Source organism: Camelimonas sp. ID_303_24, from assembly GCF_053543495.1.
This window is the reverse complement of record NZ_JBLLJM010000004.1, coordinates 21760-40730: the sequence shown is the minus strand read 5'-3', so window position 1 is coordinate 40730 and position 18971 is coordinate 21760. Positions and strand designations below refer to the sequence as shown.

Here is an 18971-nt window from a genome sequence, read left to right as displayed (position 1 = left end):
GTCTTAACCCTCGCGCCGCAATGGTCGCATCATCAGCGCGTCCACGGCGTGGTCGATGCTGAGGCGTCCGTCAAGGATATCCGCGACGGCGCTCGCCACCGGCATGTCGACCCCGGCGGCGCGGGCGCGTTGCAGCAGCACCGGCGCCGTCGCCGCGCCTTCGGTCAGTTTGCCGCCGCTGGCCGCGGCCATCTCGACGCCGGCCCCCAGCGCTTCGCCGAAGGCGAAGTTGCGCGACTGGGCCGAGCCGCAGGTCAGCACCAGGTCGCCGAGCCCGGAAAGTCCCATCAGCGTCGCCGTCTCGCCGCCAAAGGCGGTGGCGAAGCGCACCATCTCGGCGAAGCCGCGCGCCACCAGAGCGGCGCGGGCGCTTTCGCCGAGGCCGCGCCCCATGACGATGCCGCAGGCGATGGCCAGCACGTTCTTGGCGGCGCCGCCAATCTCGACGCCGCGCATGTCGCCGCTGTGATAGACGCGCAGGGTCGGGCCCGAGAGGCGGCGGGCCAGCCGCGCCGCCAGTTGTGCGTCATCCGCCGCCAGAACCACGGCCGTCGGCAGGCCCCGCGCCACGTCGGCGGCGAAGCTGGGGCCGGAGAACACAGCCGGAACGGCCTCCGGCAGGGCCTGGCGCACCACGTCGGACATGAACAGGCCGGAGCCGCGCTCGATGCCCTTGGCGCAGATGATGACCGGCAGGCCGGGGCGCGACAGGTGCGGTTTCAGCCCGGCGAGGGCGGCGCGAATCTGCTGCGCCGGAATCACCAGCAGCACCGCATCGGCGTCCGCCATGATGGCTGGATCGGAGGATGGCGCGACGCCGTCCGCCAGGGTGACGCCAGGCAGGAAGCGGGCGTTCTCATGCCGGGCCGCCATCTGCGCCATGTCGGCGACGTTGCGGCCCCACAAAGGGACGGCGTGCGCGTCGGGCGTCGCGCCGGCGTCTGGTTGGGCCCGGGCGGCCGCGTTGGCCAAAGCGGTTCCCCAGGCGCCCGCGCCGATCACGGCGATGCGCAGGGAGGATGCAGGGGCGCCGGATGTGTCTGTCATCGCCGTCGGGTCCGTCATCGCCGTCGGATCTTGCATCCCCGTCAGGCCTTGGCGCCGGCGCGGGTGTCCTTGCTGGCGTCCAGCGGCCAGCGCGGACGGGCGGCGACGGTGAGATCGTCCTGGATGCCCATGCGCAGCCGCTCAAGTCCGGCCCATGCGATGATGGCGCCATTGTCGGTGCACAACGCCAGTGGCGGAGCCACCAGCCGCACGCCGGATTCGGCCGCCAGCCGCTCCAGCCCGCGCCGGATCGCCATATTGGCGGCGACGCCGCCGGCGACGACCAGCGCCGTGGGGTGGCCGGCAATGTCGCGGAAGCCGCGCAGGGCGACGCGGGTGCGGTCGGCCACCACGTCCACCACCGCCGCCTGGAAGGAGGCGCACAGGTCCGAGACGTCCGAAGCGCGCAGCGGCAGGATTTTCTGGGCTTCCTGACGCACGGCGGTTTTCAGGCCCGACAGGGAGAAGTCGGCCACCGGCCGGCCCTGCATGGGGCGCGGCATGTGGAAGCGCTCCGGGTTGCCCTTTGCCGCCTCGCGTTCGACCTGGGGCCCGCCGGGATAGGGCAGGCCCAGCATCTTGGCCACCTTGTCGAAGGCCTCGCCGATGGCGTCGTCGATGGTGGTGCCGAGCCGGACATAATCGCCGACGCCGCGCACGGCGATGAGCTGGGTGTGGCCGCCGGAAGCCAGCAACAGCAGGTAGGGAAACTGCACCTGCTCGACCAGGCGCGGCGTCAGGGCGTGACCCTCCAGGTGGTTCACGGCGATCAGCGGCTTGCCGGTGACGAGGGAAAGCGCCTTGGCGGTGGTGAGGCCGATCATGACGCCGCCAATCAGGCCAGGGCCGGCGGCGGCGGCAAACCCGTCGATGTCGGAGAGTTCGACGCCGGCGCGCTCCAGGGCGCGGGCGACCATGTGATCCACCGCCTCCACATGGGCGCGGGCGGCGATTTCCGGCACGACGCCGCCATAGGCCGCATGGGCGGCGATCTGGCTCAGCACCTCGCTGGAGCGGATGATCGGACGCCCGGCGCCATCGGTTTCAACCACGGCCGCCGCCGTTTCGTCGCAGGTGGTCTCGATGCCGAGGACGCGCATGATGCTCCCGTAATTCCGCCGCTGACAGGCTTCCGGCCAGGGGCAGGCCCCGTCCGGTTGCAAGGAATTCTGCCCTATCGTTTTGATTTGACGCGCTTTCCTGATGCGAAGCAGCGTCGGGCCCGTCTGGAAATGCTTTAGAGCATGTTGCAGGCAAAGGAAATTGCCAAGCGCTTGCCAGGTGATTGCAAGGCTCTTGCAGGACGCTTGCAAGACGCGTGAACCGGGCGCGCGCGGCCGGCGGCGCCGGAAGCCCTGTGGACGACAGGCGGACGGTTGCGGCAACCTGTCCGCAAATCGGTTCCCACTTTTGCAACCAATGTTTTATAGAGACCGCGCTGGAGCGCGCCTGGCAATGGTCTTTTCCGCCAGGGGCGCGCCCTGTGACGCCCGGATTCGCAGCCAATGCTGCAGCGTGCGTTCCGGCTGGCCGTCGGAACGCACGCCTGTATTTTGAGACAGGACCGCCATATGTCCATTTCCCGCCTTGTCGTCGGCACGCGCGGAAGTCCGCTGGCCCTCGCCCAGGCGAACATCGTGCGGGACCGTCTGATCGCCGCCATGGGTCTCGATCCCGACCAGGTGGTGCTGGAGGTGATCCGCACCACTGGCGACATGATTCAGGACCGCGCCCTGTCCGAGGCAGGCGGCAAGGGGCTCTTCACCAAGGAGCTGGACTCGGCCCTGCAGGCCGGGGCCATTGACCTGGCGGTGCATTCGGCCAAGGACCTGCCAACCTGGCTGCCTGACGACCTGACGATCGCTGGCTATCTGGAGCGCGAGGACGTGCGCGATGTGCTGATCGCGCCCGGCGCGCGCGGGCTTGGCGACCTCCGTCCCGGGGCCGTGGTGGGCACGGCCTCGCTGCGCCGCGCCGCCCAGGTGCGCCGTCTGCGCCCGGACGTGACCACCGGCCTGTTGCGCGGCAATGTGCAGACCCGTCTCGCCCGTCTGCATGAAGGCCGTTTCGACGCCACGCTGCTGGCTTCGGCCGGCTTGCGGCGGCTGGGCGTGAGCGATCCCTCCGCCACGGTTCTTGAACTGGACGAGATGCTGCCGGCGGTTGGCCAGGGCGCCATCGCCATCACGGCGCGCGCTGGCGATGCGCCGGTGCTTGCGGCGCTGGATCGCATCATCTGTTCCGCCACGGGCCATGCGCTCGCCGCCGAGCGCGCCTTCCTGACAGTGCTGGACGGTTCTTGCCGCACGCCGATCGCCGGCCTGGCCCAGGTGCAGGGCGGCCGGCTGCGACTGCGCGGCCTGCTGCTGGCTCTGGATGGCTCCGAATGGGTGGAGACGGTGCGCGAAGGGCCGGTCAGCGACGCCCGCGCCCTTGGCGACGACGCTGGCCGCGATATTCAGGCCCGCGCCAATCCGGCGCTGCTGCAGCATCAGGGCGACCGGAGCTGAGGTCCGGCCGGCTGGTTGAATTCTCTGGCCGCAGTCGCCTTTTGTCCGGAACCGGTTCACAATGACGCTGGGAAGGCGCGCCGGGGCCATGTGCGTGAACGCAGGCCCTCTGGCGAAGGTTGCGGCGGCGAAGGTTGCGGCGGATCGGGAGAGGCCCATGCGGATACTCGTCACGCGTCCAGGATCACGCGCCGGCCAGACGGAGCAGCGCCTGCGCGGGAGGGGGCATGATGTGGTCCGGGCCCCGGTGCTGAGCATCGTGCCGAGCGGCCAGCCGATGCCGCATGGCGTGTTCGACGCCCTCATCCTCACCAGCCCCGGCGCCCTGCTGGCGTTTCCCGAGCCGCCCGTGCACCTGCCGGTGCTGGCGGTGGGCGACCGCACGGCGGAAGACGCCCGCCGCGCCGGCTTCCTGCATGTCATGTCGGCCGCTGGCGACCGGCTCGATCTGGCCGACATGGCGCGCGAAACCCTGCCGCCGGAGCGTCGCCTGCTGATGGCCGTAGGGCGCGAACGCAAGGAAGATCTGGCCGACCTGCTGCGTCACGCCGGGCATGATCCGGTGATCTGGGTTTGCTACCATGCCGACGCCGTCGAGGCGCTGCCGCCCGAGGCGGAGCGCGCCCTGGCCGGCGGGCAGATCGACTGCGTGCTGCACTACTCGCCGCGCAGCGCCGGGGTGTTTGTCGAACTGGCCGATCAGGCTGGCGTGCGCGACGCGGTTGAATCCATCGCTCATATCGCCATCTCTGATGACGCCGCCGCGGTGCTGCGGGCGGCCGGTTTCGATCGCATCGTGACCGCGCGCCATCCGGACGAAGATGGCATGATGGCGGCTCTGGAAGAGCTGGAGGCGGTCAGGTAACGCCGGCGGGCCACTCTGCAGGCCGCTTTTTGGACAACGCTTTCACGGAGAACGACGGACGATGACGGACAGCTCCTCGACTGGAAAAGGCTCCCCTGGCGCTGGCGGCGCCGCCGGCGGCTCAACTGGAGGGGAGAGCAGGTCCACGACTGGCAAATCATTGCGCCAGCCGACGACCATCGACCTGAAGGCGACGGCGTCTTCGATCGTTGATCCAGCGGGCGCGACCGCCAATTCCCCACCCGCATCCCCTTCTTCCTCCCCCTCTTCTGCGCCCCCCCCCGCCAGCCAGTCCCCGGCCGGGCCCTCCGGCGCATCCGCCGCGACCGCGCCGGCGGCGGGTTCGAAAGCCTCGTCCGCGACTGCGACTGGAGCCTCCGCCAAAGCGGCTTCCGCCGCATCCGCCGTGTCTTCATCCGCCGCGCCGGCGTCGGCCGGGGCCGGCGAGCGGCCGGCCGCGCGCCCGGCAACGGAAACGGCGTCAGCCAGTTCGCCGAAGCCGGCGGCCGGTCCCGCTGGTGGTCAGACAACGCCGCGCGCTCCGGCGGGGCCGACTGAACCGTCGCCATCGGCCCGGTCCGGGCTTGGGTTTGCCGGTGGGTTGCTGGCGGCGGTCATTGGCGCCGCCGCAGGCGTCGCCGGAGCCTGGGCCGTCTCGGTGATTCATCCCGGCAGTATCGCCACGATCCAGCAGGATGGCTCCATTGAGCAGCGGATCTCGGCTGTCGAGCAGGAACTGTCGGTTCGCATGGCGGCGCTGGCGCCGAAAACCGAGGTGGCGGCCCTGGCCGACAGGCTGACCGCGCTCAACCAGCAGCTTGCAACCCTGGGCGACCGCACCGGCGCTGAAATCCGCGAAATTCGCGCCCTTGCGGCGCGCCCGGCTGGCCCTGGCGCCGCCGGCGCCCAGGCGGCGGGTAACGCGGAGGGCAACGCTGCAGGCGACGCGGCGTTGCAATCACAGATCGCGGCGCTGGAAAGCCGTCTCGGCAGCGTTGAGCAGGCGGCGCGGGAAGCGGGCGCGCTGGCCAGCGCCGTGAGCGGCCAGATCCGGACGCTGGACGAGGCGGTGCGCAAGGTCGATCCGGCCGCCGCGCAGGCGGCGGCGCAGGGCGCAGCGCGTCTGGCCGAGCAGGCGGGCGGGCGCATCAGCAACCTCGATGCGCGGCTGAATGACCTGACGCGGCAGATCGCGGGCGCCGGCAACGATCAGCGCATCGCGGCGCTGGCCCAGGCAGTGGCGGCGGCGGATGCGCTGGCGGCGATTCGCAACGGCAGGCCGTTGCCGCGCGCCTCCGCCAGCCTGGCGGCGGCTGGCGGCGGCAATAACGTCGCGGCGCTGATGCATGCGGAGACAGGCAGCGTCGCCAGCGTGGCCAGGCTGCAGCATGAATTCGCCGCCGTGCGCGACCGGCTCGCCGCCTTGCAGCATCAGAACGAAGGCGTGCTGGACCGGCTGACCGCGAGCGCTTCGCGGCTGGTGCGCGTGCGGCCCATCGATCAGGAGGGACGGCCGGTGGCCGCCGCGGAAGGCTCGCTGGACAGGGTTTCGGATCTGCTGGCCGCCGGCAATCTGGCCGGCGCCGACGCCGCCTGGCGGGCGCTGCCGCAGGCGCTGCGCGACGCGGCGCCGGATTTCGGCGCGGCGCTGGCCGCCCGGGTCAACGCGGAGCAGGCGGCGCGCGGCGCCCTTGACGCCGCGCTGGCGACGCTCGCCCAGCCGGGCCAGGCCAAACCAGCTCAGGCAGACCCGGTCAGGCAAGACCAGCCAGGCCCCGCCAGGCAAGACCAATCTGGCCCCGCCAGGCAAGACCCCGCCAGGCAAGGCCAGGGGAGCCGCCCATGATCCGGATCCTCTGGTACATTGTCCTTATCGCCGTTCTGGCCACCGGCGCCGCCTGGCTGGCGGACAGGCCTGGCGACGTGGCCGTGGTCTGGCAGGGGTATCGCATCGAAACCTCCGTGGCGGTGGCGGTGCTGCTGATGCTGGCGGTGATCGTCGTCGCCCTGCTGGCCTGGACCGTGCTGCGCATGATCTTGCGCACGCCGGACCTGCTGGGTTCGGCGACCACGGGGCGGCGGCGTGCGCGGGGCTTCGCCGCGTTGTCGCGCGGCATGATCGCCGTTGGCTCCGGCGACGCCGCCATGGCGCGCCGCTATGCCCTGGAGGCAGGGAAGTTGCTGGGCCGTGAGCCCATGACCCTGCTGCTGCGCGCCCAGGCGGCGCAGCTCGCGGGCGATCGCAAAACGGCGGAAGCGGCTTTCAACGCCATGCTGGAGCAGCCGGAAACCCGGGTTCTGGGCCTGCGCGGCCTGTATGTGGAGGCGCGGCGCAAGGGCGATCTGCCCAACGCCTTCGCCTTCGCCGGCAAGGCGGCGCAGCTTGATGCAGCCGCGGGATGGGCCAATGAGGCCATGCTGGAGCACCTGGGCGCGCAGCGCCGCTGGCGCGAGGCGCTGGCCATGCTGGAGCGTCGCCTCGCCACTGGACGGATGGACAGGGAGCTGGCGCGCCGCCAGCGGGCGGTGCTGCTGACCGCCGACGCGCTGGACAGCGCCGATACGGATCCCGATGGCGCACTGGAGGCGGCGCGCCAGGCGGCGAAACTGGCGCCGGACCTCGTTCCGGCGGTGGCGCTGTACGGGCGGCTGCTGGCGCGCCAGGGCGCGCTGCGCAAGGCAGCGCGGGTGCTGGAGGCTGGCTGGAAGCAGTCGCCGCACCCGGAGATCGCCGCCGCCTATATCGACATGCGGCCGGGCGATTCGGCGCTGGATCGCCTCGACCGGGCCCGCAACCTGCAACGGCTGACGCCAGGCCACGCGGAGGCGCGCATCATCGTGGCGCGGACGGCCATTGATGCCCGCGAATATGACCGGGCGCGGGCGACGTTGGAGCCGCTGCTGAAGAACCGCCCGCCGGCGCGGGTCTGCCTGATGATGGCCGAGATCGCCGAGCACGGTCCGGCCGGTTCGGGCGCGGTGCGCGAATGGCTGGCGCGGGCTTCGCGGGCGCCGCGCGACCCGGCCTGGATCGCCGATGGCGTGGTCTGCGACCATTGGGAGCCGATCTCGCCGGTCAGCGGCAGACTCGACGCCTTCGTCTGGGCGGCGCCAACGGAACTGCTGGGCGCCCACCCCGCCGCCGGAACATCGGAAGACGTGATCGCCGACGCGGATGAGGCGGGGGTGGCTGGCTATCTGAAAACCGCAGAGGCAGATGCCGACGCGATGGCGCCGTCGAGGGGCAGGGTGATCGAGGCGGCGGTTGCGCCGCCGGCGGAAACAGCGGCCGGCAGACCGTCGCCAGCCGCCGCCACGCCGGACGCATCGCCGGTTAAAACGCCGGTGAAACCGCCGGAGCGGGGAGCGGGCGCGGACAAACCTCCGGCTCCGCCGCCGCCATTGTCCGACGCCGAAGCCCGGCAAAAGGGCGAGGCGGCCGCGACGGCAAGGCCCGCCGGCAGGGCGGCGGAGGTCAAAGCGGATGGCGAGGCGACCTCCAGGCCGCGGGTGGTCGCATCGCGGCCGCCGCCGTCCGAGGTAATCTTCCCCATGGCGTATGCGCCCGATGATCCAGGCCCGCGCGCGGACGATGAAGAGGCGGCGCAGCCGGTCACGCGGCGCATCAATCTTTGAACAATGCTTCAGGCGGGACGGCGACGTTCCGCCTGAATTGTTTTCCCGGCGTGAACCGGCGTCCGCTCCGGCTGGAGCGGGGCTCGCGGGGCTGACATGGCAGGTCTGGCAGGGCTGGCAGGTCTGGTCTGGCCGGGCTCGGAAATCGCCTCACCCCAGGAAGGAGGCGGAAGCTCCCCAGGAAGGAGGGGGAAGCTCCGCTCCGTTCAGAGCGCCGCCTCCCACGCACCCCCTTCCGCGCATCCCCTCCCGCGCGTCAGGCCGCCGCCTTGACCCGGATAGCGGTGCGCGGGGCCTCGGCAGGGGCGAAGCTGTCGGCGCGGGCGATGCGCCAGGCGTCAGCGTAGAATGGATGGGCTTCGCCGCCGCTGAGCAATTCGCCGCGCTCCAGGAACGGGAACAGATGCGAGAACAGCCGGATTTCCGTTGAATTGACCCGGCGCGCAATATGGTGTGGCGCGATTTCGGATGGGTGACGCAGGCCCGCAGCCGCCAGCAGCTCCGCCAGCGCGTGCAGGGTGCTGCGATGGAAATTGGCGACGCGCTGGGCCTTGTCAGTGATCACAACAGCGCGCTGGCGCAGGGGATCCTGGGTGGCGACGCCGGTCGGGCAGTGGTTGGTGTGGCAGCTGCGCGACTGGATGCAGCCGATGGCGAACATGAAGCCGCGGGCGCTGTTGATCCAGTCCGCCCCCAGCGCCATGGCGCAGGCCATGTCGAATGCCGAGATGATCTTGCCGGCGGCCCCGATGCGGATCTGGTCGCGCAGGCCGGCGCCGACAAGGGTGTTGTGAACAAACAGCAGCGCCTCGCGCAGCGGCACGCCCATATTGTCGGTGAATTCCACCGGCGCCGAGCCGGTGCCGCCTTCGGAGCCATCGACCACAACGAAATCGGGAACGGTTCCCGTCTCCAGCATCGCCTTGACGATGGCCATGAACTCCCACGGCTGGCCGATGGACAGCTTGAAGCCCACCGGCTTGCCGCCGGACAGTTCGCGCAGTTCCCTGACGAAGGCCATCATTTCCAGCGGCGTATGGAACCGGCTGTGCGATGGCGGCGAGACGCAGTCATGCCCCATGGGCACGCCACGGGTTTCGGCGATTTCCGGCGTGATTTTGGTTGCCGGCAAAATGCCTCCGTGCCCTGGCTTGGCGCCCTGGCTGAGCTTGATCTCGATCATGCGGATGCGCGGATCGGTGGCGCGGGCGGCGAATTTTTCCGGCGAGAACGAGCCATCCGGGTTGCGGCAGCCAAAATAGCCGCTGGCGATCTGCCACACGAGATCGCCGCCATGGCGCAAATGATAGGGGCTGACGCTGCCTTCGCCGGTGTCCTGGCTGAACTCGCCAAGTTTGGCGCCACGGTTCAGCGACATGATGGCGTTGGCGCTGAGGGCGCCGAAGCTCATGGCCGATATATTGAGCACCGACCCCGAGTAGGGCTGGCTGCACTGGGCGTTGCCGATGGTGGTGCGGAAGGTCTTCGGGTCTGCCAGCGGGGCGGTGCGGATGGAATGGCCCATGAACTCGTAGCGGTCCGCATAGGTATCGAGCGTGGTGCCGAACGGGCGCTGGTCGGCTTCGGCCTTGGCGCGCTGGTAGACCAGCGAGCGCTGTGCCCGCGAGAACGGCAGGCTTTCCGCGTCGGTCTCAAAGAAATACTGGCGCATCTCCGGGCGCACCGCCTCGAAAATGAAGCGCATGTGGCCGATCACCGGATAGTTGCGGGTGATGGCGTGGCGGGTTTGCAGCAGATCATAGACGCCCACCAGGGTCAGCGCCGCGAACAGCCAGGCCCAGAGCCGGCCGAGCAACAGATGATCGGCAAACAGGCCGCACAGAACCATCAGAACGATGCAGCAGACGAAAATGGCGTAACGGCCGAGAAGCTTCAGCCTGAGTAAGTTCCGCATGGATTGGCCTTCCTGCCGTTCGACAAAATCCGCCTGACCTGAAGCCGGATTCTGTCAGGTTTCCTCATGCGCCCGCTTTTTCCGGGCGAGGCGCCGCCAGTTTGGGGGAGGCGCCGCCAGCTTGGGCAGGAGGCGCCGCCAGCTTGAGTAGGAGGCCCCGCCAGGCTGGATGCGAAGCGCCGCCAGCCCTGCTGCACATGTTCAGGGCGCGCGGCATGCGGCGAATTTTGCCCGGAACATAGCGACATTGGCGCCTCAGGTCATGGCAACGTCCGGCGGCGAGCGCCGGGAGCCGCCAAATTGGGGCTATTCAGCAGCGTAGCCCCTTATGACTTCATAAGGACGACCGCCGGCGCGACCGCAAGAACGCGCCGGAAGCGGTTCCTGACTGGTTCTGACGGCCGGTTTTGTTCCTGATTGAGCGATTGTTGTCCGTGCGTGACCGCACAGCCTGTGATTTGCGGCGGATGGCCCTTGCAAATACCCGCCGTTTGGGGCAAGGAAGCGCCCGGAAGCCGCTTTAGCTCAGTTGGTAGAGCACATCATTCGTAATGATGGGGTCAGGTGTTCGAGTCACCTAAGCGGCACCACTTTCCCTTCAGAAAAATTGACGTTTTCAGGCGGGTTGCCTTGCACATCAGCGCCATGCGCTTCGCTGGCGGCTGGTCGGGCATCCATGCGCCGGGTCGGCTCATGGTTTCTTCCGGCGACGCCAGGTGAGCGCCATATGCAGGCAAAGCGCCAGCGGTTCCGATGGCAGGCGGCCTGAGGTTGCAATGAGCAACGCGCGGTTGCCTTCAAAATCGAAGTCCGTGGCAAACTGCTCCCGGAACATGGCGACCAGCGGCGTTCTGCAATTGAACAGCACGGCGCATTTGTCCGGATTGGCCTTTGTCGCTCCCAATCTGATGGTGACACCGCTCCGGCTTGTCTGCGTCAGATAGGCTGGCTCGCCCCATTTCAGGGTTTCGCAAAGCGGTCCCACGCTTTCATCCCTGGCGGCCGTCGCAAACACCAGTTCACGGATTTCATGCAGCCGGGCCCGCACCGGCGCCGGAAAGCGCGCCAGCGCTTCGGCCACGGGCGCGGGAACGGGCGGACTGGTCATGACGCATTCCCGGTCATCGCGCATTCTCCGTTCATGAGCCGGAGCTTCTGAATTTCATGACCTTTCCTGCGCCGGGTCAAGTCCGCCCCTGCCGGCGTCCGGGTCCCGCAAAGTCCTGATTTCGCGGAACAATGCGCCAGTCCGGACGTGTGTTTTCCTTGAAAGCACCAAAACCGCGCTTTGAGTTGACGGCATGATCGACAGGCCCGCAATGGCGCTGGCGCCGTCTCCTGAAGACCGCGATGCGCTCACGGCGGCCCTCGCGGCCTACCGGCAGGCGATGACGATCCGCGACCGGACCCGCGGCGCCAACCTCGTCGCCCTCCACGAGGAGGCCTGTGAGGACATCCGCGCCCGCAGGGGCCTGCCTGCCCGCGATGCGGGAACTGACACACGCCAGGAGAAACGCGCGCGGCCTGACCAGAACGTCACGTCAGGGGCCGGCACATCTGCGCTTTGGTCTTGCTCCGGCGGTCAGGCGGCTGGAAAGTTGGCGGGTTGCCCCGATGGGCGGCCTGTTGCATCGCGGAAACCAGGCGGCTGTCTGTGTCCGGACAACGGCTGGGGGACTGCGGGGCCGTGGCGCGATCAGGCGGGCGCCGCCAGCAACACCTCACTTGCGCGCCATGATGCGCGACTGGCGGGAGATCAAACCGGCATTCCAGCGTCCGTGGAGCCAGCGGTGTGAACCAGGCGGCCGCGCGAGGCGCCATGCAGGCGAATCAGTTCAGTTGCCCCTGTCAATCTGCCGCATCGCGCCGGGCTACGCCATGCGCACGCGCACATAAGCGCACCTGCCAGTGCGGGCACTATGGCGCCAGTAACAACAGCAGAAGGCGCTGAAGCCGACATCATGGGAACAGAGGTACTGGTTGAAACGGTTTTGATTGCGGTGATTTTCACAAGCCTGGCGGCGCTGCTCATCCGGCAACGGCGCGGATAACAGCTAGGACAACGCCGGAAGGCGATGGCCAGGGCAGCCGTCCGCCTCCTTCCCGCGACAGCGGGACAGCATCAGGGTTCATTTCAGTCTTCCGCCGTTGGCTGGGTGGTGAATCCGGTCAGGGGGCCAAGGTCGACAGCGTCGCGCTCGATCTCGATGTCGCTGCTGACGTAGGCCGCGGTCAGTGCAGCGACCGAGCGCAGCGCATCAAGGTGGATGCGCTCATAGCCGTGGCTGGCGTCGACGCCGAAGGTAATCAGCGCGGTGCGCACGTCATGGCCGGCGACGATCGCGGAGGCGCTGTCGGAGCGGTAGTAGCGGAAGATGTCGCGCTGGAATGCGATGGCGTTGTCCTGGCACAGCCGGATCAGCTTGCGCGTCAGGTGGTAGTCGAACGGTCCGCCCATATCCGCCATGGCGATGGTGACGCCGGTTTCCCGGCTGTTCTGGCCCGGCGCGGTGACGCCATTGTCGACGGTGACCATGGAGGCGATGTCGCCCGTGAGTACGGCGGCGGCGCCGACGCCGATCTCCTCGGTGATCGAGAAGATGAACCAGGTGTCGACCGGCGGACGCCGGCCGGTTTCTTTTATGTCGTCCGCCAGCGCCTTGATCGCCGCCAGCATTGCCGCCACGCCGGCCTTGTCGTCGAGGTGGCGCGAAACGATGAAGCCGTTGTCCAGAAATTCTGGCTGCGGATCAATCGTCACCACATCGCCGATGGCGACTCCGATATGCTCCAGATCGGCGCGGGTGGCCGCATGCTCATCAATGCGCAGTTCGATGTTGTCCCAACTGGTGGATTGTGAGTCGACCTCATCGCCAAACCGGTGCCCGGACGCTTTCAGCGGCAGGATGGTGCCGCGACACGAGCCGTTCTCCATGAGTACGGTGCAGCGCGCCCCTTCGGCGAATCTGGCCGACCATGTGCCGATCGAAACCAGCTCGAGCCGGCCATTGTCCTTCAGCGCCCGCACCTGGGCGCCCAGCGTGTCGAGGTGGCCGATGACGGCCCGCGCCGGGCGGCGGCTTTCGCCGTACAGGCAGGCGCGGATGGCCCCGCGCCTGGTGATCTCATAATTGACGCCCAGCGCCGACAGTTCCTCGCAACAGGCGCGGACCACGTTGTCGGTGAAGCCAGAGGGGCTGGGAATATCCAGCAGACGGCGCAGGACATTGCAAAGATAGACGGTGTCGATCACGGGCCGGGCAGATTCTGCCGGCGTCGGGGCTGGATCCGTTGGCATGCGGGTCATGGAAAAGCCTGGTCTCCTGATGGAGCAATGTCTGGCGCAGCGGCTTATGGCCGGGATGCTGCCGGGAGCGAGTGCGGGAACAGCAGGTCGACGAAGCGCTGGGCTGTCGGTTGCGGCTCGTGGTTGGCGAGGCCGGGGCGTTCATTGGCCTCGATGAAGACGTAGTCCGCTCCGGCCGGGTTCGGGACGATGAAATCAACGCCGGTGACTGGAATGTTGATGGCGCGCGCCGCCTTCACGGCCGCTTCCGCCAGCGCCGGATGCACCGAGCCGGTGACGTCGTGGATCGCCCCCCCGGTGTGCAGGTTGGCGGTGTTGCGCACCTGCAGTTCGACGCCGGGCGGCAGCACGTTGCGCATGGCGTAGCCGGCGGCGGCGACGCAGCGGCGGGTTTCGTTGTCCAGCGGAATCCGCGACTCGCCGCCGGTCGCGGCGGCGCGACGGCGGCTCTGCCGCTCGATCAGGTCGACGATGGTGTGCTGGCCATCGCCGATGATGCTGGCCGGGCTGCGGATCGCCGCCGCCACCACCTGGTAGTCAATGACCACGAGGCGCAGGTCCTGCCCTTCCACATATTGCTCCACCAGCACCCGGTCGCTGAAGGCGCGGGCGGCGGCGATGGCCCCGGCTATGTCGTCACTGGCGTCGAGGCCGACGGCCACGCCCTTGCCCTGCTCGCCGCGCGCCGGCTTGATCACCACCTTGCCGTGCCGCGCCACAAAGGCATCGACCCCCTCGATGTCGTCGGCCTCGATCTGGTCTGGCACGCGCACGCCCGCCGCTTCGACGAAGCGGCGCGTTACCTGCTTGTCGTCGCAGATCGACATGGCTACCGCCGAGGTCAACTCGCTGAGGCTCTCGCGACAGTGGACCGAACGGCCGCCGTGGGTGATGCGGAAGAAGCCGCCCCCGGCGTCGGTGACCTCGACCAGCAGGCCACGGCGGCGCGCTTCCTGAACGATGATGGCGGCGTAGGGGTTGAGTTGCTCTTCCCCGGCTGGCTGGCCGATGAAAAGGGGCTCGTTGATCGGGTTCTTGTGCTTCACCGAGAAGAACGGCACGCGCACGAAACCCAGCTTTTCGTAAAGCGCGATGGCCTGGGCGTTGTCGTGCAGGACCGAGAGGTCCATCCAGGGCGCGCCGCGCGCATGGAACAGGCTGGCGAGATGGCGCGTCAGCGCCTCGCCGACTCCGGGGCGCGGCGCCTGAGGATCGACCGCCAGGCACCACAGGGAGGAGCCGGCTTCGGAGACGCCCTCGATGCGGGAGTGATCGACGCCGGTCACCGTGCCGAGCACGCGCCTGGTGTCCTGATCGATGGCGACGAGATGGATCAGGGCGCGGGCGTTGCGCGCCTTTGACAGGAAGAAGTCGGGCCGCACAGGGGCCATCTTGCGGCGCAGGTAGATATTGTTGACCGCGTCCGCCTCGGCCATCGACGACAGCCGGCGGATGGTGAAGCCGCGCCCGCGCCGGTGTTCCGGACGGTAGGTCGCCAGATCAAGCCGGTAGGTGTGCGAGGGGTCGAGAAACAGCTCCTGCGGCGCGGCTGCGATCGCCACATGCGGATCTCGGATATAGACAGCGATGTCGCGCTGGCCGGGCTTTTCGGCGCGCATCGCCGCCGCCAGGTCCTCAGGCGTGCGGAACGTGTGGCTGAACAGCAGCCGCCCCCAGCCGCATTCCAGCGTGACGTTTTCGCCAGACGGTTCCTGATCGTGCTCCATCGGTGGCTTCAGGCCATGTTCGCGCAGCCGCTGCATGCGGTGGGCCAGCATGCGCGAGCGGTTCTTGCGTTCGCGGGCGCTGTTCTTCGCCCCGGTTTTCGCATCATTCATCGCCGTGACCTCCCTCAGACGCCCTGGGTCTGCAGCCACATTTCCAGAAGCGCCGCCTGCCACAGCTCCGAGCCGCGCAGGGGCGTGATGTGGGCGCGGGGGTCGGCGAACAGCGTCTCCAGCCACTCCTTCCGGAACAGGCCGCGCTGGCGCGCCGCCGTGGAGCCGAGCGCGCCGCGCGCCAGCTCGAGATATGGCCCGTCGAGATATTTGAGCGCCGGCACCGGGAAGTAGCCCTTGGGCCGGTCGATCACCTGCGATGGAATCACCGTGCGCGCCACGTCCTTCAGGATGCCCTTGCCGCCGTCCGCCAGCTTGAGGCTGGCGGGAATGCGCGCCGCCAGCTCCACCAGGTCGTGATCGAGGAACGGCACGCGGGCTTCGAGGCCGGCGGCCATGGTCATGTTGTCGACGCGCTTCACCGGGTCGTCGACCAGCATGACGTTGGTGTCGAGGCGCAGCGCCTTGTCCACCGGGTCGTCGGCGCCGGGCTGGGCGAACTGTTCGCGCACGAAGGCCAGCGCCACATCGTCGCCGGCGTACGCCGGGCCGATCTGCTGGTTCAGCGTGGCGTTGTCGCGGTCGAAGAAGGCCCTGGCGTAAGCGGCGACGGGATCGGGCGCGTTGGCCATTGGCGGATACCAGTGATAGCCGGCAAACACTTCATCGGCGCCCTGGCCGCTCTGCACGACGCGGACGTGCTTCGCGACCTCGCGCGACAGCATGTAAAAAGCGACGTTATCGTAGGACACCATGGGCTCGGACATGGAGCTGATCGCGCCTGGCAGGGCGCCGAGCAGATCCGCCGATGGCACAAAGATTTTGGTGTGTTGCGTGTGGAAGTGGCTGGCAATCAGGTCGGAATAGACGAACTCGTCGCCGGATTCCTGATTGGCCGCCTCGAAGCCGATGGAGAAGGTGCGCAGGTCCTTCTGGCCCAGTTCGTCGAGCAGGCCGACGATCAGGCTGGAATCGACGCCCCCGGACAGCAGCACGCCCACCGGCACATCCGCCACCATGCGCCGGCGCACCGCCTCTGTCAGCGACGCCTTCAGCATCTCGCGCCATTCCGCCGCCGGGCGGGCGGCGTCCTCGCGCGAGCGTTCATGGGAGACGCGCCAGTAGAGGTGGTCCGTCTCCGTCCCGTCTGCGTCGATGACGCGGATGGTGGCCGGAGGCAGCTTCCTGACGCCGTTCAGAATGGTGCGCGGCGGCGGAACCACGGCGTGGAAGCTCATGTAAAAGCGGAAGGCGACCGGGTCGATCGACGTATCGACGCTGCCGCCGGCGAGCAGCGCCGGCAGGGTCGAGGCGAAGCGCAGGCCGCCGGCGGAGCGGGCCACGTACAGGGGTTTGATGCCAAGGCGATCGCGCGCCAGGATCAGCCGGCCGCTGTCGCGCTCGATGATGGCGATGGCGAACATGCCGGTGAGATGACTGGCAAAATCCAGGCCCCACTGGGCGTAGGCGCGCAGCACCACCTCGGTGTCGCCTTCTGAGAAGAAGCGGTGGCCCAGCGCTTCAAGTTCGGCGCGCAGCTCCTGGTAATTGTAGATGCAGCCGTTGAACACGCCGGTGAGGCCAATGTCGGGGGTGGTCATTGGCTGTTCGGAGCGGGCCGACAGATCAATGATCTGCAGGCGACGATGACCGAGCGCCCAGCGCTCCCGCGCCACCACGCCCCCGGCGTCCGGGCCGCGCGGCGCCAGAACCTGGTTCATGGCTGCGATGGCGGCTGGTGAGGCTTGCGTGCTGTTAAAGGTAACTTCACCGCAAATTCCACACATACCGCAATGCTCCTGTCAGTCGTTGCGTCAGCGCGCCCGTGATGGACGCGAAACGAAAAAAGAATGCGGTTGAGAAACGTCTGCAGATAAAAATTGTTCCATATTTTTTTTCGATGAATTCATGCAAATGGCAAATGATTGAATTATTCGATTTCAGAACTCGAATAAAATATCAGGAAGAATTTACAAATATCAAAAATAAACGCTAATGGCTGAAGCGAAATCTATACCTGCTTTTTCTGTATTCGGCAGACATGCGGGTGGTGGGGCGGGCTGATCTGGAGAATTGAAAGGACGGGCCGCGTCCCCGGTGGGGCGTCGTGGAGGGCAGCCCCAAGTTCCAAGCCAAAGTCCCAGGCCCAGGCCCAAGCCAAGGCTTCAGGTCCCAAGCTCCGAGCCCGGGCGGTGTCCAGGAGCCAAAGCCGGAAGCCCGCGCCGGCGTTCGCGTTTACGAAAAAAAACACGCGAGGCGGCGACGCCTCGCGTGATCCGGATGCCGGGCCTCTGGCCAACGGCGGGGAGATGTCCCGCCGGGGCCCAGGCTTTCTGTGTTCAACAGGCTTCTTCCCGCGCAGCGGGGCCCCATCCATGAAGCCCGCCGCGGCTCCCGCGGCAGACGGGGAAGTCAGCCTCAGCCGCGCGCCACGTAGATCGCCTGCGGGACCATATACTCGAGCAGGCCTTCCATGCCGTTCTCGACGCCGAAACCGCTCTGCTTGTGGCCGCCGAAGGCGGTGTCCGGGCGCAGGTTCAGGTTCTGGTTGATCCACACCGTGCCGGTTTCGATGCGGCGGGCGATCTCCACCGCCTTGTCGGTGTCTTTCGACCAGACGGCGCCGGCGAGGCCGTAGTCGCTGGCATTGGCGCGGTCGATGACGTCATCGACGTCGCTGAACTTCAGCATGGGCAGGATCGGGCCAAAAGCCTCTTCCTGCACCACCCGCGAATCCTCCGGCGGATTGTCGACGATGGTGACCGGGATGAAATAGCCGCCGTTGGCGGGCACGTCCGCGCCCTGCAGCAGGGTGAGGTTGCTCTTCTTCGCATCCTCCAGCAGGTTCATCACCCGCTCGTACTGGCGCTGGTTCTGGATCGGCCCCAGCACCGTGCCCTGCTCGGCGCCGTCGCCCACCTTCACCGCTTTGGCGATGGCGGCGAGACGGTCGCGCAGGCCGTCATAAACGTCCTCGTGCACGTAAAGCCGCTTGGTGGCGACGCAGATCTGCGCCGTGTTGTAGAAGGCGCCGAAGAAAATCTTCTGGGCGACGGCGTCGAGGTCGACGTCCGGCATGACGATGGCGGCGTCGTTGCCGCCCAGCTCCAGGGTGACGCGCTTCAGGTCCTTCGCCGCCGAGGCCAGCACGCTCTTGCCGGTGGCGGTGGAGCCGGTGAAGGAAATCTTGGCGAAGCCCGGGTGCGAGGTCATCTGCGGGCCGAGCTGGTCGCCGCCGGAGATGATGTTGAGCACGCCTGGCGGGAAGATGTCGCGGAACAGCTCGCCGATCTTCAGCGTGCACAGGGGCGTGAACGGCGAGGGCTTCAGCACCATTGTGTTGCCGGCGACCAGCGCCGGGGCGACCTTCCACATGGCCAGGGTGACCGGGAAATTCCACGGGGCGATGGCGCAGATGACGCCGAGCGGCACATAACGCGTTTCGATGAACTGGGCGTCGGAATCCTCCGACACATGCACCGGCGGGCTCATCTGCGACACCGCCTGCATCCACTGGGCGGCGCCATGCACTTCGGTCAGCGCGGCGTCGACCGGGCGGCCCTGCTCACGGGTGAACAGGCGGGCGAGGGCTTCGGCGTTGGCGGCGAGCGCCTCGCCGGCCTTGCGCACCATCGCCTGGCGCTCTTCGATCGGCGTGTTGCGCCAGGATTTGAAGGCGGCGCGGGCGGTGGCGACGGCTTCATCAAGCTGCTGCGGCGAGCAGTCTGGCGCTTTGGCGAACATTTCGCCGGTGGCGGGATTGACCACGTCGATGGTGGCGGAGGCCGCCACGCCGCGGCCATTGATGGTCATTTCATAGGCGTCGTTGAAATTCATGACGTATCCCCCTTCA

At 68.2% G+C, this 18971-nt stretch carries 13 protein-coding genes and 1 tRNA gene; 5 read left to right on the top strand and 9 right to left on the bottom strand.

The window, feature by feature from the left end:
- Window positions 1-3: 3 nt before the first annotated feature.
- Both ACERNI_RS05150 and tsaD read right to left on the bottom strand, forming a co-directional pair.
- The gene (locus ACERNI_RS05150) at window positions 4-1047 is read right to left on the bottom strand and encodes an NAD(P)H-dependent glycerol-3-phosphate dehydrogenase (RefSeq protein WP_448832207.1); all 1044 of its coding nucleotides are present in this window, start codon (window positions 1045-1047) and stop codon (window positions 4-6) included.
- Window positions 1048-1088: 41 nt separating this feature from the next.
- Window positions 1089-2147 (bottom strand): tRNA (adenosine(37)-N6)-threonylcarbamoyltransferase complex transferase subunit TsaD, encoded by a 1059-nt coding sequence (tsaD, locus tag ACERNI_RS05145; RefSeq protein WP_448832206.1) that lies wholly within the window; start codon window positions 2145-2147, stop codon window positions 1089-1091.
- A gap of 471 nt (window positions 2148-2618) precedes the next feature.
- Between tsaD and hemC the strand changes: the two genes are divergently transcribed.
- Complete coding sequence (gene hemC / locus ACERNI_RS05140; protein ID WP_448832205.1) at window positions 2619-3557, top strand: hydroxymethylbilane synthase; 939 nt, start codon at window positions 2619-2621, stop codon at window positions 3555-3557.
- Window positions 3558-3714: 157 nt separating this feature from the next.
- The gene (locus tag ACERNI_RS05135) at window positions 3715-4422 is read left to right on the top strand and encodes a uroporphyrinogen-III synthase (RefSeq protein ID WP_448832204.1); all 708 of its coding nucleotides are present in this window, start codon (window positions 3715-3717) and stop codon (window positions 4420-4422) included.
- 42 nt (window positions 4423-4464) lie between these two features.
- Here ACERNI_RS05135 and ACERNI_RS05130 read toward each other — a convergent pair whose 3' ends face one another.
- Complete coding sequence (locus ACERNI_RS05130; RefSeq protein WP_448832203.1) at window positions 4465-4806, bottom strand: hypothetical protein; 342 nt, start codon at window positions 4804-4806, stop codon at window positions 4465-4467.
- Between the two features lie 217 nt (window positions 4807-5023).
- Here ACERNI_RS05130 and ACERNI_RS05125 point away from each other — a divergent pair, with 217 nt between their 5' ends.
- Window positions 5024-6268, top strand: a complete 1245-nt coding sequence (locus ACERNI_RS05125) for a hypothetical protein (RefSeq protein ID WP_448832202.1) — start codon at window positions 5024-5026, stop codon at window positions 6266-6268.
- The gene (locus ACERNI_RS05120; RefSeq protein WP_448832201.1) at window positions 6265-8058 is read left to right on the top strand and encodes a heme biosynthesis HemY N-terminal domain-containing protein; all 1794 of its coding nucleotides are present in this window, start codon (window positions 6265-6267) and stop codon (window positions 8056-8058) included. Before ACERNI_RS05125 ends, ACERNI_RS05120 begins: the two co-directional genes overlap by 4 nt.
- A gap of 256 nt (window positions 8059-8314) precedes the next feature.
- Here the strand turns inward: ACERNI_RS05120 and ACERNI_RS05115 are convergent, their stop codons facing one another.
- Window positions 8315-9973 carry an FMN-binding glutamate synthase family protein gene (locus ACERNI_RS05115; RefSeq protein ID WP_448832200.1) on the bottom strand — a complete coding sequence of 553 codons (1659 nt, stop codon included), beginning with the start codon at window positions 9971-9973 and terminating at the stop codon, window positions 8315-8317.
- Between the two features lie 514 nt (window positions 9974-10487).
- Here ACERNI_RS05115 and ACERNI_RS05110 point away from each other — a divergent pair.
- Window positions 10488-10563 (top strand) — tRNA-Thr (locus tag ACERNI_RS05110).
- A 101-nt stretch (window positions 10564-10664) separates the two neighbouring features.
- Here the strand turns inward: ACERNI_RS05110 and ACERNI_RS05105 are convergent.
- The 5 genes from ACERNI_RS05105 to ACERNI_RS05085 form a co-directional block, all read right to left on the bottom strand.
- Complete coding sequence (locus ACERNI_RS05105) at window positions 10665-11081, bottom strand: DUF1801 domain-containing protein (protein ID WP_448832199.1); 417 nt, start codon at window positions 11079-11081, stop codon at window positions 10665-10667.
- Window positions 11082-12107: 1026 nt separating this feature from the next.
- Window positions 12108-13280 (bottom strand): osmoprotectant NAGGN system M42 family peptidase, encoded by a 1173-nt coding sequence (locus ACERNI_RS05100; protein WP_448832198.1) that lies wholly within the window; start codon window positions 13278-13280, stop codon window positions 12108-12110.
- Window positions 13281-13324: 44 nt separating this feature from the next.
- Window positions 13325-15118, bottom strand: coding sequence for an N-acetylglutaminylglutamine synthetase (gene ngg, locus ACERNI_RS05095; protein ID WP_448832197.1), 1794 nt, complete (start codon window positions 15116-15118; stop codon window positions 13325-13327).
- 14 nt (window positions 15119-15132) lie between these two features.
- Window positions 15133-16905 carry an N-acetylglutaminylglutamine amidotransferase gene (locus tag ACERNI_RS05090; RefSeq protein ID WP_448832196.1) on the bottom strand — a complete coding sequence of 591 codons (1773 nt, stop codon included), beginning with the start codon at window positions 16903-16905 and terminating at the stop codon, window positions 15133-15135.
- A 631-nt stretch (window positions 16906-17536) separates the two neighbouring features.
- Window positions 17537-18955: an aldehyde dehydrogenase family protein gene (locus ACERNI_RS05085; RefSeq protein ID WP_448832195.1), complete on the bottom strand. Its 1419-nt coding sequence runs from the start codon at window positions 18953-18955 to the stop codon at window positions 17537-17539.
- Window positions 18956-18971 lie beyond the last annotated feature (16 nt).

Excerpts from the sequence above, each read along its gene's own strand:
- ACERNI_RS05150 (WP_448832207.1), bottom strand. The coding sequence starts at position 1,047 with ATGACAGACACATCCGGCGCCCCTGCATCCTCCCTGCGCATCGCCGTG.
- tsaD (WP_448832206.1), bottom strand. The coding sequence starts at position 2,147 with ATGCGCGTCCTCGGCATCGAGACCACCTGCGACGAAACGGCGGCGGCC.
- hemC (WP_448832205.1), top strand. The coding sequence starts at position 2,619 with ATGTCCATTTCCCGCCTTGTCGTCGGCACGCGCGGAAGTCCGCTGGCC.
- ACERNI_RS05135 (WP_448832204.1), top strand. The coding sequence starts at position 3,715 with ATGCGGATACTCGTCACGCGTCCAGGATCACGCGCCGGCCAGACGGAG.
- ACERNI_RS05120 (WP_448832201.1), top strand. The coding sequence starts at position 6,265 with ATGATCCGGATCCTCTGGTACATTGTCCTTATCGCCGTTCTGGCCACC.
- ACERNI_RS05115 (WP_448832200.1), bottom strand. The coding sequence starts at position 9,973 with ATGCGGAACTTACTCAGGCTGAAGCTTCTCGGCCGTTACGCCATTTTC.
- ACERNI_RS05105 (WP_448832199.1), bottom strand. The coding sequence starts at position 11,081 with ATGACCAGTCCGCCCGTTCCCGCGCCCGTGGCCGAAGCGCTGGCGCGC.
- ACERNI_RS05100 (WP_448832198.1), bottom strand. The coding sequence starts at position 13,280 with ATGACCCGCATGCCAACGGATCCAGCCCCGACGCCGGCAGAATCTGCC.
- ngg (WP_448832197.1), bottom strand. The coding sequence starts at position 15,118 with ATGAATGATGCGAAAACCGGGGCGAAGAACAGCGCCCGCGAACGCAAG.
- ACERNI_RS05090 (WP_448832196.1), bottom strand. The coding sequence starts at position 16,905 with ATGTGTGGAATTTGCGGTGAAGTTACCTTTAACAGCACGCAAGCCTCA.
- ACERNI_RS05085 (WP_448832195.1), bottom strand. The coding sequence starts at position 18,955 with ATGAATTTCAACGACGCCTATGAAATGACCATCAATGGCCGCGGCGTG.